The sequence below is a fragment of the Hyphomicrobium sp. DY-1 genome (assembly GCF_047497105.1).
In the GTDB taxonomy this organism is placed as follows: domain Bacteria; phylum Pseudomonadota; class Alphaproteobacteria; order Rhizobiales; family Hyphomicrobiaceae; genus Hyphomicrobium_B.
In genome coordinates this window covers 2,476,915-2,498,915 of the sequence record NZ_CP134870.1, presented here as the reverse complement: position 1 = coordinate 2,498,915, position 22,001 = coordinate 2,476,915, and the positions used below count along the sequence as shown (strand labels likewise).

General features: G+C 57.0%; 20 protein-coding genes, 1 pseudogene and 1 riboswitch. Of the genes and pseudogenes, 6 read left to right on the top strand and 15 right to left on the bottom strand.

Annotated features, from left to right (window positions below; all coding sequences use genetic code 11):
• The first annotated feature begins 54 nt into the window (after nucleotides 1–54).
• Nucleotides 55–978 (top strand): hypothetical protein, encoded by a 924-nt coding sequence (locus tag RLW41_RS11820; RefSeq protein WP_414461547.1) that lies wholly within the window; start codon nucleotides 55–57, stop codon nucleotides 976–978.
• A 132-nt stretch (nucleotides 979–1,110) separates the two neighbouring features.
• On the opposite strand, the gene RLW41_RS11815 is transcribed toward RLW41_RS11820, so the two are convergent.
• The 4 genes from RLW41_RS11815 to RLW41_RS11800 form a co-directional block, all read right to left on the bottom strand.
• Nucleotides 1,111–1,689 (bottom strand): hypothetical protein, encoded by a 579-nt coding sequence (locus tag RLW41_RS11815; protein ID WP_414461546.1) that lies wholly within the window; start codon nucleotides 1,687–1,689, stop codon nucleotides 1,111–1,113.
• A gap of 95 nt (nucleotides 1,690–1,784) precedes the next feature.
• Nucleotides 1,785–3,875, bottom strand: a complete 2,091-nt coding sequence (locus tag RLW41_RS11810) for a TonB-dependent receptor plug domain-containing protein (RefSeq protein ID WP_414461545.1) — start codon at nucleotides 3,873–3,875, stop codon at nucleotides 1,785–1,787.
• 260 nt (nucleotides 3,876–4,135) lie between these two features.
• Nucleotides 4,136–4,362: riboswitch (cobalamin riboswitch) on the bottom strand.
• Nucleotides 4,363–4,571: 209 nt separating this feature from the next.
• Nucleotides 4,572–5,876: a nicotinate phosphoribosyltransferase gene (gene pncB / locus RLW41_RS11805; RefSeq protein WP_409561920.1), complete on the bottom strand. Its 1,305-nt coding sequence runs from the start codon at nucleotides 5,874–5,876 to the stop codon at nucleotides 4,572–4,574.
• A 103-nt stretch (nucleotides 5,877–5,979) separates the two neighbouring features.
• On the bottom strand, nucleotides 5,980–6,408 hold the full coding sequence (locus RLW41_RS11800; RefSeq protein ID WP_013945925.1) for a MarR family winged helix-turn-helix transcriptional regulator: 429 nt from the start codon (nucleotides 6,406–6,408) through the stop codon (nucleotides 5,980–5,982).
• 67 nt (nucleotides 6,409–6,475) lie between these two features.
• On the opposite strand from RLW41_RS11800, the gene RLW41_RS11795 reads away from it, so the two are divergent.
• On the top strand, nucleotides 6,476–6,838 hold the full coding sequence (locus tag RLW41_RS11795) for a VOC family protein (protein ID WP_414461544.1): 363 nt from the start codon (nucleotides 6,476–6,478) through the stop codon (nucleotides 6,836–6,838).
• 518 nt (nucleotides 6,839–7,356) lie between these two features.
• On the opposite strand, the gene RLW41_RS11790 is transcribed toward RLW41_RS11795, so the two are convergent.
• The 3 genes and pseudogenes from RLW41_RS11790 to RLW41_RS11780 form a co-directional block, all read right to left on the bottom strand.
• Nucleotides 7,357–8,355 carry a serine/threonine-protein kinase gene (locus RLW41_RS11790; protein WP_414464588.1) on the bottom strand — a complete coding sequence of 333 codons (999 nt, stop codon included), beginning with the start codon at nucleotides 8,353–8,355 and terminating at the stop codon, nucleotides 7,357–7,359.
• A 144-nt stretch (nucleotides 8,356–8,499) separates the two neighbouring features.
• Nucleotides 8,500–9,045: pseudogene (locus RLW41_RS11785) on the bottom strand (PP2C family protein-serine/threonine phosphatase); the annotation flags it as partial.
• 13 nt (nucleotides 9,046–9,058) lie between these two features.
• Nucleotides 9,059–10,534, bottom strand: coding sequence for a PLP-dependent aminotransferase family protein (locus RLW41_RS11780; protein ID WP_414461543.1), 1,476 nt, complete (start codon nucleotides 10,532–10,534; stop codon nucleotides 9,059–9,061).
• 153 nt (nucleotides 10,535–10,687) lie between these two features.
• On the opposite strand from RLW41_RS11780, the gene RLW41_RS11775 reads away from it, so the two are divergent.
• From RLW41_RS11775 to RLW41_RS11760, 4 genes are all read left to right on the top strand, one after another.
• Complete coding sequence (locus RLW41_RS11775) at nucleotides 10,688–12,115, top strand: APC family permease (protein WP_414461542.1); 1,428 nt, start codon at nucleotides 10,688–10,690, stop codon at nucleotides 12,113–12,115.
• 67 nt (nucleotides 12,116–12,182) lie between these two features.
• On the top strand, nucleotides 12,183–12,974 hold the full coding sequence (locus RLW41_RS11770) for an aldolase (RefSeq protein ID WP_414461541.1): 792 nt from the start codon (nucleotides 12,183–12,185) through the stop codon (nucleotides 12,972–12,974).
• A gap of 24 nt (nucleotides 12,975–12,998) precedes the next feature.
• Entirely contained in the window at nucleotides 12,999–13,907 is a 909-nt protein-coding gene (locus RLW41_RS11765) for a dihydrodipicolinate synthase family protein (RefSeq protein ID WP_414461540.1), read from the top strand.
• 235 nt (nucleotides 13,908–14,142) lie between these two features.
• Nucleotides 14,143–14,304, top strand: a complete 162-nt coding sequence (locus RLW41_RS11760) for a nitrile hydratase subunit alpha (protein ID WP_414461539.1) — start codon at nucleotides 14,143–14,145, stop codon at nucleotides 14,302–14,304.
• Between the two features lie 423 nt (nucleotides 14,305–14,727).
• Here the strand turns inward: RLW41_RS11760 and RLW41_RS11755 are convergent, their stop codons facing one another.
• The 8 genes from RLW41_RS11755 to RLW41_RS11720 form a co-directional block, all read right to left on the bottom strand.
• Nucleotides 14,728–15,372 (bottom strand): class I SAM-dependent methyltransferase, encoded by a 645-nt coding sequence (locus RLW41_RS11755; RefSeq protein ID WP_414461538.1) that lies wholly within the window; start codon nucleotides 15,370–15,372, stop codon nucleotides 14,728–14,730.
• 38 nt (nucleotides 15,373–15,410) lie between these two features.
• A complete protein-coding gene (locus RLW41_RS11750) occupies nucleotides 15,411–16,100 on the bottom strand; it encodes a tetratricopeptide repeat protein (RefSeq protein WP_414461537.1) in 690 nt (229 codons plus the stop codon).
• 51 nt (nucleotides 16,101–16,151) lie between these two features.
• Nucleotides 16,152–17,036, bottom strand: coding sequence for an SDR family NAD(P)-dependent oxidoreductase (locus RLW41_RS11745; protein ID WP_414461536.1), 885 nt, complete (start codon nucleotides 17,034–17,036; stop codon nucleotides 16,152–16,154).
• Nucleotides 16,993–17,661, bottom strand: coding sequence for a TenA family transcriptional regulator (locus RLW41_RS11740; protein ID WP_414461535.1), 669 nt, complete (start codon nucleotides 17,659–17,661; stop codon nucleotides 16,993–16,995). The genes RLW41_RS11745 and RLW41_RS11740 overlap by 44 nt, the downstream gene beginning before the upstream one ends.
• A complete protein-coding gene (locus RLW41_RS11735; RefSeq protein WP_414461534.1) occupies nucleotides 17,658–19,148 on the bottom strand; it encodes an AMP-binding protein in 1,491 nt (496 codons plus the stop codon). The genes RLW41_RS11740 and RLW41_RS11735 overlap by 4 nt, the downstream gene beginning before the upstream one ends.
• A complete protein-coding gene (locus tag RLW41_RS11730; protein ID WP_414461533.1) occupies nucleotides 19,141–19,713 on the bottom strand; it encodes a thermostable hemolysin in 573 nt (190 codons plus the stop codon). Before RLW41_RS11730 ends, RLW41_RS11735 begins: the two co-directional genes overlap by 8 nt.
• Before the next feature lie 190 nt (nucleotides 19,714–19,903).
• The gene (locus RLW41_RS11725; RefSeq protein WP_409561908.1) at nucleotides 19,904–21,289 is read right to left on the bottom strand and encodes a sensor histidine kinase; all 1,386 of its coding nucleotides are present in this window, start codon (nucleotides 21,287–21,289) and stop codon (nucleotides 19,904–19,906) included.
• Between the two features lie 2 nt (nucleotides 21,290–21,291).
• Nucleotides 21,292–21,969: a response regulator gene (locus RLW41_RS11720; protein WP_409561907.1), complete on the bottom strand. Its 678-nt coding sequence runs from the start codon at nucleotides 21,967–21,969 to the stop codon at nucleotides 21,292–21,294.
• Between the last annotated feature and the right edge of the window lie 32 nt (nucleotides 21,970–22,001).

Sequence of the window (22,001 nt, the reverse complement as noted above, 5' to 3'; positions counted from 1 at the left end):
GCCGCGATCTCTCATGTTCGCTCAGCTTTCCAAGAATTCAACCCGGAGCATCCGATGACCCCCCGCATCGCAATCATATTAACCGGCGTCTTGATCGCCGCAGGAAGCAGCGTCGCGCAGGCAAAGCCTCACGCCAAGAATCCCGATAAGGCACAGATCGTCGCCGTAGATCGCTTCAGCGCCAAGGCGGCGCATTTACAATTGCGCACCTCGACCAATGGCATCCCGGGCCCCAATAAGCCCGTCGATTTCGACAAAGGCCCTTTCATTACCACCGGACTGTCACCTACCACGGGCAAGCCGGTGCGCTATTACAATTTCGATGTCCAGAATCTGACCCCTGCTCCCGTCTATGTCTTCTATCGCAAGGGTGAGAAAAGCCCGATCTCAGATCAGCTCGACATCATCGACAATCTGCCGGGAGAAAAGGGCTATAACGATTTCCGCCAGGTCTACAAAGTCTCGGTTCCATCCGATTATGTGGCGAATTCAATCACCGATAAAACTCAATTGCGCCAGTACGGTTACACGATCGAGAAAACCGATACCCTGTTCAACATGCCTGTGGTTCCCGACAAATCGGTTGCGAGACAACGTTTGAACGGTGAGAGCGCCGAACTGCAGCGCGCCTGGTACAAGGGCAAAGTTGCGAAGTATTTCGCTTTCAACGAAGCGCCGCTTTCTGTGGCTGGGGCGGACGTCCCCATTTCGCCGATCTACGTAACTTTCAATGTCAATCCCAATGAGCCGAAGGGCGGTCCAGGTTCGGGTTTCCGCAGCGAACCCAACTCCCCGCAAACCCACAACGTCCCAGCCACGCTTCCGGGCGAAGAAGGTTATTCGCCGCTGTGGTCGGTCAACGTCTACGACAATGCCGATTGGTCGAAAGTCAGCAATCTGGATACCGCGCAGAACGCCAAATTGCTCGGCCCAGGGGTCGCAAACGTGAATTGCCCGATCGTTTTCGTCACCCCTTGAGGTGACAAGAATGCGGAGACCACCGGGGCCTCTGACACTCCCGCACTTCGCCGCGCGTGAGCCGCGTTACCGGCCACGCCGCGAATTGGCCCTATAAGCTGACCGCGGGATGACGGCATCGTCGTCCCGAGATCAACAGAAGTTGAGATGGTTCACGCCGTGCGCAGAAACCAACGGGCGAGCGAAACGGCTCGCAATGACGGACAGAATCAACAACCCAGCAAACGAAAGGGCGTTGACTTCAAACACTCGGGCGACGGTTGCGACCGAGAAGGCATCATCCGAGCTTCCGAGCGGGATGCCTGCGACGTAGAGCGCCAGCTCATAGGCAGCGAAAGCCAGCAAGAACGAGACGGTCAGAAGCCCCGGCCAAGCGCGGGTCATCCCAGTTGCAAGCCGAGCAGCAGCGAATGCAGCGATCGTTGCGACGCCGATCGCCGCGCCCCAGGCATACGACTCGAACGTGTGCGGATAGCTCAGGAACGCATAACCGACGATCTGGTTGGTGAGCCATGCCGTGACGACGAGCGCCAATCCCGTGCGGGCATCCATTCGTGTCGCCGCCAGCGCTGCAATAGCGGCGAGCGGCGCGGCGCAGGCGAACGCGAAGCTGCCGCCAACGCTCAAAGCTGCGATGAGCGCCACCCAAATGGCACTCAGGGCAAGCGAGGAGGAAAACGTCTGATCGTCAAATCGGGAACCAAATTTCATTGTCATGTCCTTCTGAAATCGTTCTCTGTCGGACGAAAGCGCCGGGACGGGAGGCTATCCGTAAATACCATAGCCGTCGCCCGCCAGAGAAGCCCTTAGTTCGTAAACCTGATACCGCCATAGGCGCCGATGCCGGTCGCCAGGAAGCCGTCAGGAATCTCGTAGTGCTCGTCGAAAAGGTTATCGATGCGGCCGTAGATGCTCATATTGTCGGTCAGCTTGTAGTCGGCCGCGACGTTGACCACCGTGAAGCTCGGCAAGATCTCGTTCTCGAATGTCGCGCGATTGATGTCGAGCGAGTCACCGTAGTAGAGCACCGCACCCGTCAGGAGCAGCTTGTCCGTCGGCGTCCATCCGAGAGTGACGCTCGCCTTGTTGTGCGGGCGGCGCAGAAGCCATCCGCCCGTATCTTCGTTGGTTGCCTGCGTGTAGGTATAATCCGCACGGATACGAAGATCCTTCGTCAAATCCGCTGAAATAAACGCTTCGACGCCATCCGTTTTCGCCTTACCGACATTGGCATACGTTGAAACGAAGGTCGTTGGATCGTAAGTGCTCTCGATCAGATCCGTGATGTCGTTCCGGAAGTAGGTCGCGCCAAACTGTGCGCGGCCACCGAAAATTGCTTGCTCGAAGCCGACATCGTAACCGGTATTTTCCTCCGGTTTGAGATCAGGGTTTCCATAGAAAAAGTAAGCGGGATAATCCTGAAACCGCTGGCTGAGGCTCGGCGCTTTGAAGCCTGTGCCAATGCTGCCCTTGATCTTGGTTCCTGTGCTCTCGATCACATAGGCCGGCGCAACGCGCCAAGTCGTGTGACCGCCGAAGTTCTCGTTATCATCGTAGCGCACGTTCGCCGCGACGAAGAGATTGCGAATGACCTCAGCCTGAAGCTCCGTATAGACACCGTTGTTCCACTCCTCGGCGAATGTGTGCTGGCCCTCATAGGAAGAACCGCCGCCCGAAAAGACCTCATTGATCTGGCGGCCATCAAATTGCTCGATCTGATGTTCGGCGCCTGTAACCAGCGTATAGCTCGGCGCGAGGTTCCAAACATTGCGCCAATCGTACTTAACCCGGTCGCCTTGATAGTAGCTGTTGCCAGTGAGGTTGACGTGGTCGATATTATCGGTCTGAGAGTTGGAATAATTGATGCCGAAATAGTTCGTCAGATTGCTGAACGTGCGCCAGACTACTTCGCTGCGCGAGTAAAAATCATCGACGTCGGAACCCGATTGATATGGCGCCGGATAAGATGTGTTTGTGAACGGATCGTAGGCGTCACCCGTGTAATGCAGCGTGCCGTCGGTATATCGGGCGACGAGATTGACCGTCACATCCTTGGTGATATCGACACCGACTTTCGATGAGTAGGTCCAGTTATCGTATCGGTTCGAATGACGCTGCTCTCCCGGAAGAAGTAAATTCCCGGGCGTCACGGGGATGTCGTCGGCGCGAAAATGCGAGACATTGAAGTAGTAGTTGTACTTGTTCGTGCCACCGCTAATGCTCGCAGCCTGATTGAACGTCCCAAAAGAGCCGCCCTCTATCATTGCGGTCGTCTTCGGCGGACCATAGCCCCTCTTCGTGTAAATCAGGATCACGCCACCGAGCGCATCCGCGCCGTAAAGACCACTCTGCGGACCGCGCAAAACTTCAACGCGTTCGATATCCATGGCGAGCATCTGGCCCAGATCGAACGTGCGATTGGGTGTGGTCGGATCGCTGACGTCGATGCCGTCGATCAGAATCTTCGTGTGATTGGAGTTCGTTCCGCGCATGAACACCGACGTCTGACCGCCAGGACCGCCGGTCTGCACGATGTTAAGGCCGGGAACCATCTTCAAAACGTCAGGCAGCGTGCGGCGCTGTTGAGCCGCGATTTCTTTTGCGGTGATCACGGTGACGGAACTTCCGATCTGATCGACTGGCTCGGGCGTACCCGTTGGAGACACCGCGATGTCAGAGGATTCGGCGGTCGCCGAAGAACCGCTGGAATTCGAAACGGCCGGCGTTGAAACCTGTTGGGCCGCTGCCGGCGCGTTGACCTTTTTGGACGGCGCATCGCTGTCGTCGTCCGCCATGACGTTGACCGCCGGCAACTTGGTATTCGGCGAAGCTGGAACTTGCGCGCTCGCTTCCTGAGCTGAAATTCCAACTGTTGCAAAGGCGAACGCTATCCGCATTTTTCGCCGTCTTGACACGCGCAGCATGAGACCCCCGGTCGCTGAAATCGGGGTGAGTTTCCAATTCGATCTGCAGATGTGCGGGATACGAGCGCGCGGACTATGCGACGCGGCTCTTGAAAGCTGCGTCCCATGAATGCCTGCACACTTGAAAGTTTTTATCCGCTCAGCATAACGACCTGCACGACCGAAGTGGTTGCCCACCGGTTGACATACAGCCGCCGCTACGGGTTTCCGCTCTACCGCGCCCTGCGCACGGGAGATGGGCAGCTTGTGCCGGCAGGTCTCCTGACTTGCGGCTCAGGCGTCTTCTCCGGCCTTCCCGAGGATCTCTAATGCAAGATCTTCAGTGGCTTTAGTCGGAGCCGACTCGCCGCTTACAGTTGCGAGGGCAGTCTCGGCATTGGCGCAAGAAGCGCCGCACCGCGTTCCCTTTTCATGACCGCTCAGCTTTCGCCGAGGGCCAACCGTCACGCCAACGATAAAGAAATAAGTCGGCCGAGCTGTCAATCCGAGATTTAAAGAAATTCAGCAGCACGCGTTTTGCGGATTTGCAATGCATTTGCCGCTGCCTTCCGGGAATCGGACAAATTCAGCATACGGATGTATCTCCCTGGATATTTTTCGAGGATGATTACGACCGGCGAGGATTGGCTTTTCTTTCTTCGCAACCTTTCGAGATCAGTGCTTCGACCATCACACGCGCACTGGATGAATAGCACGACCCTCCACTCCAAAGACACGCTCGTAGCGTTTCATTTCCGCAGACTCTCCCGTAGCTTTCGCGGAATTGTCAGACAGCTTGACCGCCGGTTTGCCATTGACGCGCGTGACCTTGCAGACAAGCGAGATCGCATCAAGACCAGGAGCGCCGTCCGGATCGCAGCCGCGAAAATCATTGGTGAGATTGGTGCCCCAGCCGAAGCTGGTTCGCACCCGCCCGTGAAAATGACGATACGTGTCTTCGATACTGTCGATATCCATACCGTCGGAGAAGATTAGTAGTTTTCCGCGCGGATCGACACCGTGCGCCTTCCACCACGCGATAATCTGTTCTCCGCCCTCGATCGGAGGCGCGCTGTCCGGGCGAAAGCCAGTCCATCCTGCAAGCCAATCGGGCGCACGCGCCAGAAAGGCTTTGGTTCCGAAAGTATCGGGCAACGCGATCAGCAGATTCCCGCGGTATTCCTGCCGCCATTGCTCCAAGACGCGATAGGGCGCCTTCGCCAAGTCCTCGTCACTATCTGCAAGAGCCGCTTCCACCATCGGCAATTCGTGAGCGTTGGTGCCGATAGCTTCTAAGTCGGCATCCATTGCAAGCAGCACATTCGACGTTCCGATGAAGTGTCCGTCCAGCCCTTCTTTCAGTGCTTCGACGCACCAACGTTGCCATAGAAATCCGTGCCGACGCCGCGTGCCGAAGTCGGAAACGACAACGTCCGGCAGAGCGCGCAGCCGCTCCACCTTCTGCCAGAGCTTCGCCTTGGCGCGCGCGTAGAGCACGTCGAGCGCAAAGCGACCCTTGGCGCGCATCGCGGCGCGCGACCTGAGTTCGTTGACGATCGCCAACGCCGGAATTTCCCACATGGTCGTGTGGGTCCAAGGCCCTGCGAAATCGAGTTCATACTGACCATCGACTTTGCGAAGCTCATAATCCGGCAACTGAAAATCGGCGAGCCATGCGATAAAGTCGGCACCGAACATCTGCGTTTCGCCGTAAAAGCTGTTACCGGCGAGCCAGATCAGCTCCTTCTTGGTAAAACGTAGAGCACGCGCATGATCGAGCTGAGCACGCAACTCGCCCTCATCGATGATGTCGGCAAGACGCACATCCTTCGAGCGGTTTATGAGCGAGAAAGTCACCCGCACGTCCGGGTGGACCTTGCGGATCATTTGCAGCATCAGCAATTTGTAGAAATCGGTATCGAGCAAACTGCGGATGATCGGATCGAGCCGAAAATTGTGATTGTAGGTACGCGTCGCAATGTCGGTGACGGTCATGATGTCAATCTAAGATGATGCGCTAAATGATGAGCTACAGCAAACGCCAAAGTTATCAGCAGCAATAGTGGATAAGCCCTGAAGCGCCATACCTCCAACAGTTCTATTTGCACATGGCATTGTGAAGCCGGTTCATCAGATCTACGGCATCCGTCACGGTATCTGGAGAGACCGCAGCCTCAAGAACCTCCTCAATCCGCATCACCTCAGCATTTGCCGCCTCGGCCTTCAGACGCCCTTTGGGCGTTAAACGCGCAAGCTGCCGGCGACCATGATGAGCGTCCTGTCGGCGCTCCACGAGCTTCCATCCTTCCAGCTTCGCCAAAACGCCCTGCATCGATTGCGGCGTTATGAATGCGCGCTCCGCAAGATCCGCGTTGGTCTGGTCCGGCCTCGCATTCAATTGGGCGAGCACCGCATATTGCGCAGGATTGAGCCCAAGGGGCTTTAAAGCCTCCTCCAAACGGCGATGCAGGGCATGCTGAGCAAGCTTCAGCCGGTAACCCAGCAGCGGGGTCATGTCCTTGTTCATTGCAATATCAGCCGCCTTATATTATATCAGGTGACTGATATTATCACCGCACGCCAAGGAGGCAACGATGAGCAGACTGACTGGACCCGATTTTATCGCCATCCAAACCGAAGACCTTCAAGCTGCCCGAGCCTTCTATGGCGACAAGTTGGGCCTGCCCCTGTTGCAAGAGACGCTCGAAGCGGTCGTCTTCAACAGCAAGCCTGTTCCGTTTGCGGTCCGAAAGCCGCTGATGGATCTGGAAGCCGCTCAAGGAAAATTGGGCTGGGGCATTGCGCTATGGTTCGCCTGCGATGATGCCGACGCGCTGCACGAAGAATTAGAGGCAGCAGGAACACCCATCATCTTCTCGCCGAAGGACGGCCCATTCGGAAGGTATTTCGCGTTCCGCGATCCATTTGGCTACACGATCACGGCGCATACCGTATGACACGCTAATGGATCGGCATTGCAAATCGCGAAAGCAGACTTCGACAAATTCGAGGCGCGGCGGAAACGTGATCTCAAGATTCCAGATGCAGCGGAAAGCAATTTCCACCGGCCCCAGCCCATACCCAATCGATTAAAGAGGGAAATCTGCGGCACAAGCATCAGTCGTTCGCAAGGGTAGTCAAAACTGGCGGTGCGGACGGTCTGACGCGAACTCGTGTCTCGCAAACCAAATTCCCTGCGTTTTAAGCGAAGCAGCGAACTTAGCGCGCGATCAGACATCTAAGCCGAATGCGGAGCCACAGTACTGCGCCCATCCGTTGCTGTCCGCATTCGGATTACGAGTGGGCGGCATAGCTAAAGGATCGAAGCCTCGTCACGACCCTTAGCGGTCATCACGCTAACTCGGAACCCCGTCGCTTGTTTTGCGATCAACAGAGAAAGCAGACACCGCCCCTTGCTCGCTCCGGTCCGAAAGCTGAGCAATTCTCCACATGGCGGGGCCAAGCGCACCTCACCTTATCTCACAAGGAGGAACTCGACGATCGCGACAGCGATAAGCAATGCGGAAATGCATTTCCAAAGAAGAACCGGATTGCGCCTGAACAGCGGCACCGCATTTCGTGGCGGCAACACATTCAGCATCCCTGTTTCAAGCTGGTAGATCAGCTCTTCCACGTCTGCAAAGCGGTCGTCTCGGCGCAGGGAAATCGCTTTCATGATTGCGGCCTCCAATCGCGCCGGCATCTCAGGACGGTATTGAGAAGCGGGGATGGGTGGACCAAAAAGAGGCGTAGTAAATGGTGCGGTCTCTCCATACGGATAATGCCCCGTGAAGAGGCGATAGATCGTGACGCCGAGAGAAAATTGGTCGGAGATGGCATCGCCAAGCTCTCCTTTGAAGAGTTCGGGAGCCATATAACTCGCGGTTCCGGGCACTTCCTTTTCCGGAAGTTCTTTAAAATTTGGTACGCGTGCGATGCCGAGGTCGATGAGTTTGAGCCCTCCGTCACTCGTTAAAATGACGTTTCCAGGCTTGATATCGCGATGTGCGATGCCTCGCCGATGAAGCGAGGCAACCCCGCGGGATAATTTTAGTGCGATCGCAACCGCATCGCGGAGGGGAACCTGTTCTTCGGAAATTTTAGTCTCGAGGCTTTCGCCCGCATAAAAGGGCATCGCAATATAGAGCCGGCTTTGACTGCCTTCGGGCAAGGCCAGTGTCCGTCCCACATAGGGACTTTCGACTTGCCGCCCAAGAAAGCCCTCGCGCAGGAAGGCAAGCCTTGCACCATCCTCCGACAGCAACATCGTTTTTGGAAATTTCAGGACGATCCGATTTTCCCGATCTCTAGCGACGAAGATACGAGCGTATGCGGCGTCGGAGAGGAGATGTTCGAGACGATAGCCGTCGATTGTTTCTCCTTCTTCCGGAGGCGGTAGAATCGCGAGGCTATCCATTTCCGCCGCCAACGCATCAAAATCAACCGATGGCAGCGCAATGAAATCGACGACCAATGCTGTCACATTGTCCTGCGATCCGGCAGCAAGCGCTGCGGCTGTAATCGCATCCGCGTCAGCCTGCGAGCTTTTTCGAGCGCAAAGCAATCGAGCGATCTCTTGCTGCGTGAGGACCCCATGTACGCCGTCGCTCGTGAGGAGGAGCCGATCGTGATCGTCAAGTGACTGCCGAATGAAGTCCAGCCGTAACACGGGTTCAAGCCCAAGCGCGCGCAACAGAACTGCCCTATCATCGCTACTGATCGAAATGTGATCTTCGGTCAAGAGCGCCAACGCAGCACCACGCAAGTGCCAAGCCCGACTATCGCCGATATGCAAAACAAGTGCCTCTCGACCGCGAAGGACGACGCCCGTGAAGGTCGTTGCGGCGCCCTTCATAGTGGGCGTTCGAGCCTGAGCGTTCAGCCATCGATTGAAGCCATCCATGGTCTTTGTCGCCGCCGAAGCCACCCCACCCAGAGGATTTTGCGAACGATACCCATCAAAAAAATTTTGGACTGCAAGTTCGGCTGCGATACGGCCACCTTTGCTGCCGCCGACGCCATCGGCGAGAGCCACGAGCACGCCCTGAAGTGCACGCTCCTCCTCAGAACCGAGATCGGCGGCGGCAAAATCCTGATTGTCGAGGCGGGCACCGCAGTGGCTGGAGAAACCTATGCTGACTTCTATGTTGGTGCGGCGCGCCATCACAATTTCCCGATTAACGTTTCGTTTCGGCGAGTGCCGCACCCAATCGCGCTGTCGCGGCGGCCAATTCCTTGACGTCGAGGCTGGCGAAACCCAACCGAAGCGCGCCGACCGCTTGTCCAGTGGACGAGAATGCATCCGGCATTTGAATATGGAGCTGCTTCTCCCGGCACCGCGCGACCAGACGCTTCAAGTCAATACCATCGAAGCGAACCCAAAAGGCGAGACCACCGTCAGGCACGTTGAATCTTGCTCTCCCTCGAAGTACTGCATTCAGCCCATCAGCAAACTTCGCCCGCCGCTCGATATAATGGCGAAGCATTTTGCGCGTGTGGCGATGGATTTCGCCTACTTCGATCAGCTCCGTGATTGCTGCCTCCATCGCCGGATCGCCCTGCCGGTCGATCATCATGACTTCTCCCGCCATCCGATCAATAAGTGACCTGGGCGCACAAACGTATCCGAGCCGCAAACTCGGGCTCAGGAGTTTCGAAAGCGACCCGATATAAATGACATGCCCGGCAGTATCGAAGCTTGCCAGCGGTAGCATCGGCTGATGGCTGAAATGAAATTCATGCTCGTAGTCATCTTCGATGATCGCGAAGCCGAACTGAGCCGCCAACAGAATAAGCCGCATCCGCCGCTCGGGCGTCATGCAAACCGTCGTTGGAAAGTGATGATGCGGCGTCACGTAGACCGCGCGCACACGCTTCCTGCGGCACACCCGCTCAAGATCCTCGACATCGATACCATCATCATCAACATGGACCGTCGCGATTTCCGCGCCCACGCGCCGAAACGCTTCCCGTGCGGGAGGATAGCTCAACGTCTCAACGACGACCGTATCTCCAGGGTTAATGAGCGTCTGCGCTGCGAGAAAAATACCCATCTGACTTCCTCGCGTCAGACAGATGTTGTCGGAGCCAGCCGCCAAGCCCCGGTCCGCCGTCAGCATCGCCGCGAGCGCAGATCTGAGGCCCTCCGATCCCCGAGGATCACCATAGCCCAACCGGCGGAGTTGCAGTGTCGAGCGCAAGCCGTTTCTATAGGCGCGCGCCACGGCTTCGATTGGCACGTGACGTATTTCGGGTGCGCCGTCATTGAAGCTGAGCCATTTCGATGGTGGCAGATCGGCAGCAAGCGTGACTTCCGGTCGAGAGAGCTTGAAAGATGGCTCTAGCGGAATGGTACTGGCGCGCGGCCGCTTGTCGACGCTGACCTTTGCCAGTTGCGGAAGATTTTCCGCAACGAACGTTCCACGACGCAATTCCGTTGAAACCCAACCTTGGGCCTCCAACTCGGCGTAGGCGTCCATCACCGTTTTTCGATTGATGCCCAGCGTCTCACCGAGTTCACGGCTTCCTGGCAATGGGAAGCCCGGTGCAAGCCGTCCGCGTCTCACATCCTCGATGACGGCGTGAACAATCTGTTGGGAGACGGATTTCTTTCCCCGCGTGAGTGCGAGAGAGAGGTGCCAGGGGCGCAACATTCTGGTCCACTCGCTTTTTAAGATCTGGCTGTGTTGATGGGGCCAGTTGCTAGCATATCCTTTTCGCAGATGCAGCAGGAAAGAGCCGAATGACGGGTCGCGAGAAACACGCGGCACCGAACGATGTCCCTCGCGCTCAATAGGAGATACGGGATGCAACCCACGAACCAGCTAAAGTCGAACTGTCTCAGCTTCACGGAACTATTGGCCCAAGCTGTGGCCTTGATTTCGCCCACCATGACGGCAGCGCTAATTATTCCCGTCATGTACTCGAACACCGGCGACTGGAGCTGGCTTTCCTATGCTCTTGGCACGGTCATGTTGCTGTTCGTTGCCTTCAATCTCAATCAGTTCGCGCGCCGCTCGACAGGGTCTGGTTCGATGTACGCTTACATCTGCCGCGGGCTTGGCCTTAATGCTGGCGCTGTTGGGGGATGGTCGCTGCTGTGGGCGTATATGGGAATCACCACGGCAGGGGTGACAGGCTTCACGATTTTCTCGGGCAAACTTCTGGCGATGGCTGGAATCAGCGCGCAGCCGCTGCTGCTTTCCGCCGTTTGCGTCGCCACCGCCTGGTTCCTGGCATGGAAGAACGTGCAGCTTTCGGCGATCATGATGCTCGTCTGCGAAGGCGCCTCGATGGCCCTGATCGGCTTGCTCTGCTTCATTGTCCTCTTCCAGCATCACTTTGCAATCGACAGCGCTCAGTTCGCGACGTCGACCTTCCCAGCATCTAGCATGGGCCTCGGCGTGGTAGTGGCGATCTTCAGCCTTGTCGGCTTCGAGTGTGCAACGGCTTTTGGCGATGAAGCCAAAGATCCGCTGAAAACGATCCCTCGCGCGGTCGTCATGAGCTTGCTGATTTCCGGCGCCTTCTTTGTCTTCGTCACCTACGTCATGGTGCTCGGAACGCGTGGATACTCGACGTCTCTTGATAAGCTCGACGCGCCCCTGAACGTTCTCGCCGATCTCGCACACGTGGGCGCTCTTCAAGTTCCGCTTTCGCTGGGCGCGATGATCAGCTTCTTTGCGCTCGCGCTATCCTGCCTCAATGCCGGATCACGCATCCTCTACACGATGGGTCGCCACGGCATACTTCCGCCCGTTACCGCGACGTCGCACAAAACGAATGAAACACCGCATGTCGCTGTGACCGCGCTCGCTGGCATCGCCTTCCTCATCCCCGTCGCGGCGACGGCCGGCGGAATCGCGATGCTTGATCTCTTCAATTATGCTGGCACATGCGCAGCATTTGGTTTCCTCGTGCCCTATGCGCTGATAACGATCGCCGCACCCGTCTATCTGAAAGCCATCGGCCAACTTCAAACGAAAGATGTGGCGGTTTGTATAGTCGCGTTGATGCTGCTCGCGATCCCGACTGTCGGAAGTGTCTATCCTGTGCCGGCCGCGCCCGTGGACAGCTTCCCATATCTTTTCCTCGCCTATCTCACGATCGGCCTTGTCTGGATCCTAGCCTTCCACCGCCGCAAACCCTCGGCCGCTGCAGATATCATCAGCGACCTCAAGAGCAATCACGACCGCTTCGTTCCTGGCAGCGGCCCGGCCCTCAATGCTCCCTGACGCCGACGTGAGAGGCCGAGCCGCCGGCCTCTCTCACTTTACCGCGCGATCGAAGGAGAGAAAATGAATGTCCGATACACTTACGCTTTCAAAAAGCGAGTTGGTCTCGATAGCCCACCAAAGAATGGGCACCGAACTGGCCGACGGCGATTACTCGACGAGGCAGAAGCTCGCGCTTACCTGCCGCATTCTTTTTGACGGTGGCCACGATTCAGGCCTTGCTGGCCAGATCACGGCGCGAGCCGAGGAGCCCGGCACTTATTACACACAGCCCTTCGGGCACGGTTTCGACGAGATCACCGAAGACAATCTTCTTCGGGTCAATGAGAATCTCGAGACCGTCGACGGTCGAGGAATGCCAAATCCAGCCAATCGGTTCCATACCTGGATTTATCGCGAGCATCCGCGCGTCAACTGCGTAATCCACACGCATCCATTCTATTGCTCCGCGCTTTCCATGCTCGAAATTCCTTTGGTGATTTCGCACATGGATACGTGTCCGCTCTACGAGGACTGCGCGTTCCTCGAGAAGTGGCCGGGTATCCCTGTTGGTAATGAAGAAGGGATCATCATATCGGGAGCGTTGGGGGAAAAGCGCGCCATCTTGCTTTCTCACCACGGAATGCTCGTTACCGGCTCCACGGTCGAGGAAGCTTGTGTGCTCGCGTTGCTAATGGAGCGAGCAGCAAAGCTTCAGCTGACTGCAATGCCCGTCTCGGACATCAAGCCTGTCCCCGAGCTTTTGGCCCGCGAGGCGCATGACTGGATTTCGACGCCCAAGCGCTATTCCGTCGCTTTCAATTATTACGTCCGCCGCGCCCTCAAGAACCACGCGGACGCCATCAGAGCCACAGCCTAAATCACCGTCAAAAAGAGGTTTATCATGACACCGAAATTCAAGGGCATCATCGCTTATCCGATTACGCCTTTCACGAGCAATGAAGGCATCGACGCTGCGGCGCTAAAGGCATCGATCGACATGATGATCGCAGATGGCGTGCACGCGATTGCGCCATTGGGAAGCACAGGCGAAAGCGCCTACCTCACCGATAGTGAATGGGACGAGACGGCTGAGACGGCGATCAATCAGGTGGGAAAGAGAGTTCCGGTTGTTGTCGGCATTTCCGATCTTACGACGCGCAACGCCGTACGCCGGGCGAAATATGCCGAGCAAGCCGGTGCAGACGCGGTTATGGTGCTTCCGATTTCATATTGGAAGCTCAACGAGCAAGAGATCTTCGCGCATTACGCCGCGATCGCGCAGAGCATCAGCATCCCGATCATGCTTTACAACAATCCAGCAACTAGCGGCATCGATATGCGGCCGCCCTTCATCGCCAAAATGGTGAAGGAGATCGACAATATCACGATGGTCAAAGAAAGCACCGGCGACATCCAACGGATGCATCAGCTCTACAAGCTCTCCGACGGTCAGATCCCATTTTACAATGGTAGCAATCCGCTTGCGTTCGAGGCTTTCGTTGCCGGAGCTACCGGTTGGTGCACCGCGGCGCCCAATCTCATTCCAAAGCTCAATCTCGAACTTTACAGTGCGATACAGGCGGGCGATCTCCCGGGGGCGCGCAAGGTGTTTTACGACCAGTTGCCGCTGCTGGAGTTTATTGTCGGCAACGGAGGATTGCCGCCGACGATCAAAGCGGGCCTCAAGATCAAAGGTCTTGATGCCGGCAAGCCGCGGAGCCCATTGAAGCCTCTTTCGGACGAGAACGTAGCGATCCTTTCGAATCTCATGCGCACGCTCAGCGCCGACCCTTACAAGGCGGCGGCGTAGGCGCAGGGTTTGTGCGAAGGATCTGACGGTTGAAAAACTCGTCATCTTCGGCAACGGCATGGCACCGGGGCGGATGCTCGAGCATTTGCTCGAAGCCGCGCCGGATCGTTATGCCGTGACGACCTTCAACGCCGAGCTGCGCATCACAAGTGGTTGTTGGACTGGGTCATGCCGGCGGCCACAACCATGCGCTTCCTGACGAAGTCGATTCCGGGTAAAAGCGCTTGAGAACCTGATGGTGTCGAAGGCGCTGTTCGATCCCACCGCGATTGACGAAATGGTGGACTACTACGAAAACCGGATCGGGCCGCATATAGTCGCGAAAATCGTTGCGACAGCGTGGAACAATGCAGCATTCAAACATCGTCTGCTTACCGAGCCTTTGCTTGTCGTCTAAGAGAATGCTTAGATACTTGCCAGTGGTGCTGGCTCCGTTTCGGGTCAGGGCGGCGGACCTGCCCACCGCAACTACTGAGCCGCCTTTTGATCCTGCTCCATTGGGGTACGTTTGTGCAGGTCTATTCCTAATCAGACAGCCGACCTCATGACTTATTCTGCTAATGGCCATTCAGCGGAAAGCGGCGCGAATGGCCCGAGAAATCGGTCGTAAGCTGGATCAGCACGTCGGCGGATCCACCTATGGTGGCGTGACCTGACTATCGCGAATGTCGGGGGGCATGTCATGGTTCTGCATGGTCGAGCAAGCCGCGAGAGAAAGCGGCGCGACCAATAAAAAAAGCAGCGCAATTCGTGTCATATTTTCGCCTTTGCATTCTCCGCTGTGTAGCCTTTGACGATCCCGTCGTACGCAATCCGTCCTTCAGTTCTTGACCGCCGCCGCTACCAAGCCCCGCATGCCAAAGGGCAGCCTGATCGTTTCGATGAAGATGTTCCGATCGTCGAAGCCGCCCTGGCGAAGGGTACGGTTTAGGTCGGCGGCGTCATAGAGCCTGTGGGTGTCAGAGCCTGAGAACTTCCACTTGCGCATCGTTGCGCGGTCAGTGACGTAGATCACGACGCGTCCTCTGGGCTGCAACACCCGATAGATCTCGGCAATCTCCTTGCCCTCAATGCCGAAGAAATAGGCGACGTTGATCGCGATCACCTTGCTGATGCTGTCATCAGCATAAGGAAGATCGTCAAAATGACCGAGACGTAGATGCACTCGGCCGTGGGAAATTTCTTGACGGTTGGCGCGCTTGGCGATGTCGAGCATCTCGGGCGAATGATCGATTCCGAGCACTTTTCCCCGCATGACTTGTCGTGCCAAGCTGACGATGCCTCGGCCCGGGCCAAAACCAAGTTCCAACACCGTATCGTGGGGCTGAACGTCGAGCGCAGCAATGGCGCACCTGTATGGTGCGCCATTAATGAGTGCCATTAGCCGACCAGCAAACCGGCCGTAGCGCCCGCTAGGCGTGCGCAGTTGCTTGCCGAGGCCGGCCCAGATCGAGACCATGTGCATGGCGGTCCTTTTTCTTCAATGCATGCAAAGTCCGCCCATCACGAGCGTTCTTTTTCCTGCACTTTGGCGAGGAGGCCTTGCATTACCTTTGGGAAATACGTGTTCCAGATTGGCCGCTCCGGATGCGCCGGAGATGACAGCCCTTGTTTCAGCTCATACTCAGCTGCTTTGTAGTCTCCCTGCTCGTATAAGAAGTCTGCATAGAAATAGTGGGCGTCTCTACCGTTTGGGGCGTTCTTGACCGCTTCCTCCAGGTAAACGCGGGCCTTGTCTTTGTCGCCCCAACCGAAGGGAAAACCGGGCACGCGATAATAGAGGACGCCGAGGCTGGTGGGTGCACCGGCGTCGGCGGCCTTGGGGTTCAAGCTTTCAGCTTTAAGAAGCACGTCGCGCGCCTTCGAGGCGAGGTTGAGGGCGCCGATGCCCCAGGTAAGCGAAGCGCGCTCGCTGGTAACGATCCCGTCCCAAATCAAAGCCTCTGGCCGATCGGGATACCGCTGCGCGAGCTCATCGGCCTTCGCTCCAACCGCATCCATATTCCGCTGGCGCTCGTCATTCGACTTGCTCAAATATTTGACGCGCGCCCAGTCATTGGCAACGGCTAGAACATCCTCGTCGAAGCGACTTTTTGCTGCTGGAGCGGACTTGGCATGCGATACGAATCCGCTGGCGATCACTGCGGTGATGGCAGCGGCAGCGATCGTGAGGTGATTGTTAGCCAGTTTCATGAGTTTCCTCATTGGTTGCTTGTTTTTGAGTCTGCGGCTGACTTGCGATTTTCACGTGCTTCCACTGCTCCGCAATCCGACCTCAAGCGTCGTAGGGGATCCGTTCTGGCTCATTAAGAATGCACGCACGCGCGTGTCCGCCATCTGTGCCTCCAGCGAGCGATCAACGAGCTGCGGGAACAGTCTCTGCACGAGTACGAACAGACGCTCGGGGCCTTTCGCATAGACGCTGTCCGCATCACGTGCGACGGCCGCCCAGATATCGCGCGCGACCTTCGCAGGATCATCGACGCGCATCCGCAGCGGGTCGATGAGACGTGCGAAGTTGCTAAATGCATCCGTTTTTGTTGCGCGCGGCGCCGCATAAGTAATGCCGACCCCGAACTCCTTGAACTCGCGCCGCAGTGCAATCGAAAGCCCGCGAAGGCCGAATTTAGATGCCGAATAGGCCCCAAACAGTGGGTAGGCAATGTCACCGAACATGGACCCGATGTTGACAACTCGCGAGGGAGCTCCACGATGAAGCAACGGCAACAGCTCACGAATTAGAGCTGCTGGCGCGATTACATTTGTCTTCATCAGACGCTCCAGTTCGGCGTCGCTGGTACTCGCGAGTGGCCCGACGGCTAGCACACCAGCGTTGTTGACAAGAACGTCGAGCCGCCCCCACCAGTGCGCGATGTAGTTTTTCAAGGCGATGCGAATTTCCGGATCCGTGATGTCGCCGGGAAGCGCCACGTGATTGCGCTGATGGCCCATCATCTCGAGCGTTCCATGCAATGCGTCGGCGCGGCGGCCGATTAATGCCACCGTCAGACCTCGCCGAGCCGCTTCGACAGCAAGCTGGCGGCCGATACCCGAACCCGCGCCGGTTATGACGGCTAGCTTACCCTTAAGCTGCATCGCGGAGGCCCGGATGACGCAGAGATAGCTCACGGAAGATGTCGCCGTAGAGCCTGTAAATAATCTTCGATGTCGAGATGATGACGGGACGCGCCTCAGCTGAAATTTCGTCGACAAGGCTTTTGAAAAAGGCGACGTGCTGAATATCAAGCGCACCGTGCGAGCGAAGGTAGGAGAAGCCTGACTTGTCCGGAGGAGCAAGTGAGCGCTGAATGGCGTCAGCGGCTTTGTCGGCCAGCATCGTCGACATGCCCTCCAGCACATGCACGCTGCCGAGCATTGCATAGGGGCTGATCCACTCGACCGCATAGTAGGTGTAGCCGACCATGATCTGGCATGCCTGTCCCGGCGCACCACATCTCACCGCTTCGACATCGCCACCGAATGCGCGAATATCATCGAGTATCCACTTCTCATGCCCGCGCTCTTCCTCCATGTATTCGACGAGTGCATCCTGGTAGGTCTCGTCGTGCGTGCGTGCAGAAGCGAACGCCAACAGTGGAAAGGTGTGCTTCACGTGGTGATAGGCCTGCGTGAGAAAGTCGACGTAGAGTTCGCGGGACGCTCCCTTCTGCATGGCCGTCTGAATGAGTGGCATGGACAGGAAGGCCTGACGGTCAGGTGCTGTCTCGGCTTGCAACGTGTCGTAAAAGCTCATGCGCTCATCTCCTCTTCTTGCGTAACAGGACGCCGCTCGGCGGCGGCTTTGATCTCGGCGTAGGCGTCAGGCAGTAACGCGCGGCGGAATCGGCCGTTGGGTGTGAGAAGGTTGCGCCGAACTGCATCGTTGCGAGCGAGCAGGACGAAATCGCGCGGTATCGCGTACACAGGGGCGTCGCGGCAGATATTGGAGAGCGCCAACAGCACTTCTGCTTTGCTGACAGTGGCGAACCAATCTGCAATTCGAGAACTCGGAACTATGAGTACGCTCAAATATGGCTCGCCGTGACCCAGCACGGCGCACGCGGCAATTCGCTCGTCCGTCGTTATCAGTGCCTCGATCCATTCGGGGCTCACATTGCGGCCGAACGAAGTGACGATAAGGTTGTCCTTGCGGCCGGAGATCCGGAGATAGCCATCGGCGTCGAGCATACCCAGATCACCGGTCCGCCAAGGATGGGCCGCATCGCAGCCATTCTGATAACCCTGCATGATCGTCGGCCCGTCGACGACGATCTCGCCGTCTTCGATGCTGATGTTCAAACCTGGCAGTGGCTGTCCCACCGTCCCGGGTCTGCGCTTGCCGGGGCGGTTGACTGCGACGACGGAACAGCATTCGGAAAGACCGTAGCCCTCATGCGCGGGGATGCCTTTGCTCCAGGCCTTATCGGTTATGGCTGTCGCAACCGGGGCACCGCCGATCGCAACAAAACGCAGACTAGTCGGTGCCCTTTGGCCGCTTGCATCGAGCTCCGCCACCCATGCGGCGAGAAGCTCGGGTACGAGGACGGAAGTTGTCGGATCATGCTTGGCAAAGGTTGCGCTCAGTCCTTGCGGCTGGCCTCGTGCCACCGAGGCGGTCATGGCCCGATCGAAGCGCGTGCGTGCCTTGGCGAACAACGGCACGCAGATCGCGCATATCGTCTCGAGAAGGAGGGGAAGCGGCAGCACAGAAAGATACAAGTCGTCTTGCGTGGCGCATGTCGCTTGCGCCAACATGGCTGCCGAGCGCTCGATCTGGGACAAGGCGAGCCGCACGCCCTTTGGGCGCCCAGTGCTTCCTGATGTGTAGATGATTTGTCCGCCACCATGGCGAAGCTCCGGCGGAGAGGCCCGCCGCCCGTTTGTCACCGGCACAACCTCGACACCGAGCTGGCGTGCCGCATCGACCGCGTTCGGAGTCGCGATGACGTGCGAAACGCTGCAGTCGGCAAGAATGTGCTTCTGCTGTGCAGAGCTGAAGAATGCAGGGATCGGGACGATTATTTTGCCTGCGACCCAACCTGCGAGTTGCGCGACGACCGCGTCGTTTGAGTTTTCTCCCAAAAGTCCCAGGTGGTGGGGCAACGACTCCAGATTGGCCGCACATTCAGCGACACGGGCTGAAAGATCAGCGTGCGTTAGCGAGCCAGAGTCATCGGAAAAAGCCGGAGAGGCATCTTGGTCGATAGCGTTGCGGCGCAGTGCGGAGATGATATCAAGCATGGACCACCGTGCTCGTCTGCTTGTTGAGATAGATTTGCGCCGCAGAGCGGCTGACAGCACAAACGAGCGGCGCGCCGTCGTAATAGGATCCCCACACTTGGGGATTTTGGGCGCGCTGCTTGTAAGCATCTCCTAAGACGATGTGCGGTAGGCCGAGAGCGCTGAGGAGACTGCGTAGGCGCTTGGTGGCGGTGAAGAAGGCCCAGTCGAAGCCAGCGGTATCACCATACGAAACGATGTAGTGAAGAAATTGTGCGGCCCGCGCCGGTGCACGGCTGGCGAGGCCGGAAACCTCGAAGATGCTTTCGCGATTTACAGCTGCCCCAGAAGCTCGTGCAAGAAGTATCTCGATCGGTTCATCAAGATAGCACTCGGAAAAAAAATCGCTCTCAGCAAAGCGCAGTCCCGAAGCGCACAGCCAATTACCATCGCGCCCGAGCAAAGCAAGGAGTGTAGGTGAGAATTCTGGAACGGAAGCCCCGTAATGCCTACGATAAACATCAGCAATGAAGTGCTCAACCTCGGACCGACGAGCATGGCTCTGCGTCACGACAATGATCTGCACCGAATCGCTCCCCTCGTTGTTGCGACCGGCCATGACCATCGAGGTAAGCGCTTACGGCGTGCTTACAGCCTTCAAGAAATCACAATGAAAAGTTGGGTCCGCTGTTTAGTTCGAAGGCGAGGGGACAGCCTCTCGATGAAGGCGATACGAGGCAACGGCAGTGAAGTAAGATGGATTTCAATTTACAAAATTACGAAAAGCGAACGTCTGTTGTCCGCGCCACATCTTTTGGCGGTAGGAAGCGCAATGTGAACACCGCGCCTCCTCCTGGGGCATCGCCTACGGACACGGATCCGCCAAGGGCGGCAACAGTGCGTGCAACGATATCGAGGCCCAACCCGGCACCGCCGCCTCGGTCTCGCGTACCTTGCCAGAAGCGCTTAAATATGCGCTCGCGCTCTTCCACCTTAACACCAGGCCCGTGATCAATTACCTCGAGCGCGGGAGGGTAAGAAACGACCATCACGACAGACGTGCCAGGGGCAGTGAAGCGAATTGCGTTCTCGACCAAATTGCGCACGGCAGACGCCAGCATATCGTGGCAACCATTCACCTCAACCTTCATCGGACAAGGTAAAACCTCCAGGCACTTGCCGCATTTGATGGCCATCGGCCCAAGTTGCAAAACGACTTCTTCGACAATCGAGTTGAGATCCGTCACATCAGTTGCGTCCAACACGACGACATCCAGCCGAGCCGAATCGAGCAGCTGATTGACGAGGCGTTCGGCAGCCCTGATCTCCTCCTTGAGAGACTCAATTTCGGGCGAATTGGGAAGAATGCCGACGTGGGCTTTGATCACCGCAATGGGCGTTCTCAGTTCATGCGCAGCATCAGCGATGAAATGTTGCTGAGAATGGAATGCGATTTCAAGCCGGTCGAGAGCCCTGTTTACAGAACTCACGAGCGCGTCCACCTCACGTGGAAGTCCTTCATTTGACAACCTAGTCGAAACAGCGCTCGGGCCAATGGATTCGGCCTGCAAAGCGGCGATCCGTAACGGCCGCAAACCGATCCGGGCAACAAGAAGATTTGTTAGCAGGAGGAAGATGACGAAGGGCAGCCAGATCCATCCGATATCGACGACAAAGTTTTGTAGCAAGGAGTCAAAGGCTGCCTCACCTTGTGGTAATGCGATTTGAATCCAAACTGGCTTTGATCCAAACATCCCTTTGAGGGTAAAACCATACAGTCGTCCTTTTCGCCTATCGGCCGCGGAGACGAAGAAATCGCGGGTATTTTGGCCGTCGATCGGAGCCAGCGGCGCGTTGACACCAGTTGAGGCAGCCAGAAGAACTCCGTTTTCGCTAACGATGGCGAACTTGCCATTCCCGTTTCGGAAGTCGCCTGTCAGGAAATCCGAAAGTTGAAGCGGCCTCCCTTCGGCCGCACGCTGAAGAAGGTTTTTTATAGCACGCGCGTCGTTCTGAAGCGTGCGATCCCTAAATTCAGAATTCGTCGAGACAAATCTCTCGTAAATCAGCCAGCTCGTGGCCGTTGCGGCAAGTAGCGAAACTGTAACAAGGCCGACGATCAATCGCAGCCAGATCGAGGGTGCTGCTTTCGAACTCTGCATGCCTAGTTCGTGGAATTTGATAAAATATACCCAACTCCGCGCAATGTGTGGATATGGACATTGGCGTTGGCATCGCTCATGCGTTTGCGTAAACGATGGATGAGAACTTCGATTGCGTTAGATGAAAGCTCCTCGTCGAAGCTGTAGAGCGCTTCCTCGATTGCGGTCTTGGGAACGACCCGCCCCGCGCGTCGGAGCAAAAGCTCAAGCGCACTGCATTCGCGTTTTCCAACTTCGACCCCGACGCCATCGACGAGCACTTCTCGCGTGCTCGTATTGAGCGAGATATTGCCGTGAGAGAGATGCGTCCCGATGGTATGGTTCGGCCGCCTCAGCAATGCGCGCACGCGCGCAACGAGTTCATCGACCTCGAACGGCTTGCGCATATAGTCGTCTGCGCCAGAATCGAGCCCCTGCACCAAATCGCGTAAAGCGTCTCGGGCAGTTAGAACGAGAATGGGAACTTGATTGACTTGCTTTCTAACGGCGCCAAGCCAAGTAAGGCCGTCGATATCAGGTAATCCAAGATCGAGAATAACTGCGTCGTAGGATGTTGTCGCGATCGCGGCATCACCATCCGCGCCCGTTCCTACGGCATCGACGGCAAATCCTTGAGCGCGAAGTGCTGTTCCTATGTATTCAGCAATTCGCACATTATCTTCTACGATCAACAAGCGCATGCATTTCCCCGAATCCCCGAATGCATTCACGT

Excerpts from the sequence above, each read along its gene's own strand:
- RLW41_RS11820 (WP_414461547.1), top strand. The coding sequence starts at position 55 with ATGACCCCCCGCATCGCAATCATATTAACCGGCGTCTTGATCGCCGCA.
- RLW41_RS11815 (WP_414461546.1), bottom strand. The coding sequence starts at position 1,689 with ATGAAATTTGGTTCCCGATTTGACGATCAGACGTTTTCCTCCTCGCTT.
- RLW41_RS11810 (WP_414461545.1), bottom strand. The coding sequence starts at position 3,875 with ATGCGGATAGCGTTCGCCTTTGCAACAGTTGGAATTTCAGCTCAGGAA.
- pncB (WP_409561920.1), bottom strand. The coding sequence starts at position 5,876 with ATGACCGTCACCGACATTGCGACGCGTACCTACAATCACAATTTTCGG.
- RLW41_RS11800 (WP_013945925.1), bottom strand. The coding sequence starts at position 6,408 with ATGAACAAGGACATGACCCCGCTGCTGGGTTACCGGCTGAAGCTTGCT.
- RLW41_RS11795 (WP_414461544.1), top strand. The coding sequence starts at position 6,476 with ATGAGCAGACTGACTGGACCCGATTTTATCGCCATCCAAACCGAAGAC.
- RLW41_RS11780 (WP_414461543.1), bottom strand. The coding sequence starts at position 10,534 with ATGTTGCGCCCCTGGCACCTCTCTCTCGCACTCACGCGGGGAAAGAAA.
- RLW41_RS11775 (WP_414461542.1), top strand. The coding sequence starts at position 10,688 with ATGCAACCCACGAACCAGCTAAAGTCGAACTGTCTCAGCTTCACGGAA.
- RLW41_RS11770 (WP_414461541.1), top strand. The coding sequence starts at position 12,183 with ATGTCCGATACACTTACGCTTTCAAAAAGCGAGTTGGTCTCGATAGCC.
- RLW41_RS11765 (WP_414461540.1), top strand. The coding sequence starts at position 12,999 with ATGACACCGAAATTCAAGGGCATCATCGCTTATCCGATTACGCCTTTC.
- RLW41_RS11760 (WP_414461539.1), top strand. The coding sequence starts at position 14,143 with ATGGTGTCGAAGGCGCTGTTCGATCCCACCGCGATTGACGAAATGGTG.
- RLW41_RS11755 (WP_414461538.1), bottom strand. The coding sequence starts at position 15,372 with ATGCACATGGTCTCGATCTGGGCCGGCCTCGGCAAGCAACTGCGCACG.
- RLW41_RS11750 (WP_414461537.1), bottom strand. The coding sequence starts at position 16,100 with ATGAAACTGGCTAACAATCACCTCACGATCGCTGCCGCTGCCATCACC.
- RLW41_RS11740 (WP_414461535.1), bottom strand. The coding sequence starts at position 17,661 with ATGAGCTTTTACGACACGTTGCAAGCCGAGACAGCACCTGACCGTCAG.
- RLW41_RS11735 (WP_414461534.1), bottom strand. The coding sequence starts at position 19,148 with ATGCTTGATATCATCTCCGCACTGCGCCGCAACGCTATCGACCAAGAT.
- RLW41_RS11725 (WP_409561908.1), bottom strand. The coding sequence starts at position 21,289 with ATGCAGAGTTCGAAAGCAGCACCCTCGATCTGGCTGCGATTGATCGTC.
- RLW41_RS11720 (WP_409561907.1), bottom strand. The coding sequence starts at position 21,969 with ATGCGCTTGTTGATCGTAGAAGATAATGTGCGAATTGCTGAATACATA.